Source organism: uncultured Clostridium sp. (assembly GCF_934754915.1).
Lineage (GTDB): Bacteria > Bacillota > Clostridia > Clostridiales > Clostridiaceae > Clostridium.
The window spans coordinates 1-2,046 of the sequence record NZ_CAKVKB010000311.1 but is presented as its reverse complement, the minus strand read 5'-3'; the positions used below and the strand labels follow the sequence as shown (position 1 = coordinate 2,046).

At 26.7% G+C, this 2,046-nt stretch carries 2 protein-coding genes; both read left to right on the top strand.

Annotation, left to right across the window (positions count from 1 at the left end):
- The first annotated feature begins 139 nt into the window (after window positions 1-139).
- On the top strand, window positions 140-532 hold the full coding sequence (locus tag Q0F58_RS19215) for a helix-turn-helix domain-containing protein (protein ID WP_294379665.1): 393 nt from the start codon (window positions 140-142) through the stop codon (window positions 530-532).
- Between the two features lie 202 nt (window positions 533-734).
- On the top strand, window positions 735-1,913 hold the full coding sequence (locus Q0F58_RS19210; RefSeq protein WP_294379663.1) for a site-specific integrase: 1,179 nt from the start codon (window positions 735-737) through the stop codon (window positions 1,911-1,913).
- The last annotated feature ends 133 nt before the right edge of the window (window positions 1,914-2,046 follow it).

Sequence of the window (2,046 nt, the reverse complement as noted above, 5' to 3'; positions counted from 1 at the left end):
GAAATAGTTATTTTTAATGATTTAGATGATTTTTAACTATGCCTTTTTATCTTTTTCCATTTTATTGAAATATTTTATTTACATTTTTGTAAACTAGGATTATAATATTTGTAATAACAAAATATTAGGAGATGATTTAGTGTTTACTGAACGCTTAAAAGAATATCGTAATACTTTACATTTAAAGATGAATGAAATGGCCGATAAACTCCAAGTCAGTGACAGCTATTATAGTCTTATAGAAAATGGTAAAAGGAGTCCCTCAAAAACTCTTATTGAAAAATTGGTAGTTATAAGCGAACTTCCTGAAGAATATTGGATTTATGGTATAAACAGACAAGATTACGTAAATACTAGAGATGAATTCAAAAGTTTAAAAAAAGCCCTTGATTCAATTTTTGAAACTGATACAGTTTCTAGTGTAAGTGAAATTTTTGATGAAAATCATATGCCCAAAGATTTGCTTGGCAGATTTCTTGTAGCTGCTCTTGAATCAGATATATCTTATATGTTAGAAAAAAGAAAAAAGTAACAAGTTCTTCATTCTTGTTACTTTAATAAATTCTATATTTGTTTAAGTAAATAATTTATTTTTATTGATTAAATTATTTACAAAACAATACAATAACTTTTCATATTTGTTAGGTTATAAAGTATAACTTTTCTCAGCTTAAGAAAGCTTTCTTAGCAATACTACATATTAATTTTAATAAATTACAGAAGGGATTTTTATAATGGCTGTAAAAACAAATTTTAAATCTAATGGTCAAAACTATTATAGAATAACATATGATTTAGGAATCGATTCTAATGGCAAGCGTATTAGGAAACAATTCGTTGGAAAGAGTAAGAAAGAAGCTGAACAAAAAAAGCAGGATTATATAAATAAAATGAACTCTGGTATTCAGAATAAAACATATTGGTTTGCTCAAGAAATGAAAACATGGCTTTTTGAAGTTATAAAGATGTCTGGAAATATAAAACTTTCCTCATTTTCAAGATATGCAGGCATATATGAGAAATATTTTGAAAACTGTCCATTTGCTCATATGAGCCTTGATAAAATCGAACCTATTGATATACAGCGTTATTATAATGCTCTTCATAAGAATGGTAAAAGCAGCAATATTATAAAAAATAATAATAAGTTATTGAAACAATTTTTTAACTATGCAGTTGACTGCGGCTATATTCTTAAGAACCCTTGCAGTGGCAAAAAAGTAGTTATTCCAAAAGATGCTGTAAAAGAACTAGATAATATTGAAAAAACAGTTCCTGTATTTTCAAAAGAAGATATGAATAAAATTCTTTCTAATAAAGAAGATACTAAAATACGATGCATATCTTTAATATCTTATGCAACTGGAATGCGACGTGGTGAAATATTAGGATTAAAGGAATCTGATATAGATTATAAAAATAATGAAATTCATATAAGAAGGACACTTGTATCTACATATGTGTATGATGATCAAGGAAAAAGACATAAAAAAACCTTTTTAGATAATACTAAGACTCATACATCTGTAAGGGATATCCCTCTTCCATCAAGTCTTATTCCAATAATAAAAGCTGCTATATCTTTAAAGAAACGAAATATTTTAAAATGTGGAAGCAGCTTTAATGAAGAACATAAAGATATGATATTCCTTACTGAAAATGGTGAGCTTATTGATGCAGGAAATATAGATAAGAGCTGGATTTATTTCTTGAAGCGCTGCAAGGTAAATCACCTTAAATTCCATGCTTTAAGGCATACCTATGCAACCCTTCAGTTTGAAAATAATATAAGAATTGAAACTGTTTCTAAGTTACTTGGCCATTCCACTATTGAAATGACTGCTAATACTTATACTCATGTTTTGAAGAAGGAAAAACAGAAGGCTGTGGATACTTTAGCATTACTTAGTTAAATAAATGCTATATATTTCATAATTTTTATATAGCATTTATTCATAATAATTCTATAAAATTGGTGAATATTAATTTTTTAGTATGACTATTTTTCCCTCATTATTATATTCAATAAAATATTGTGTATTATCC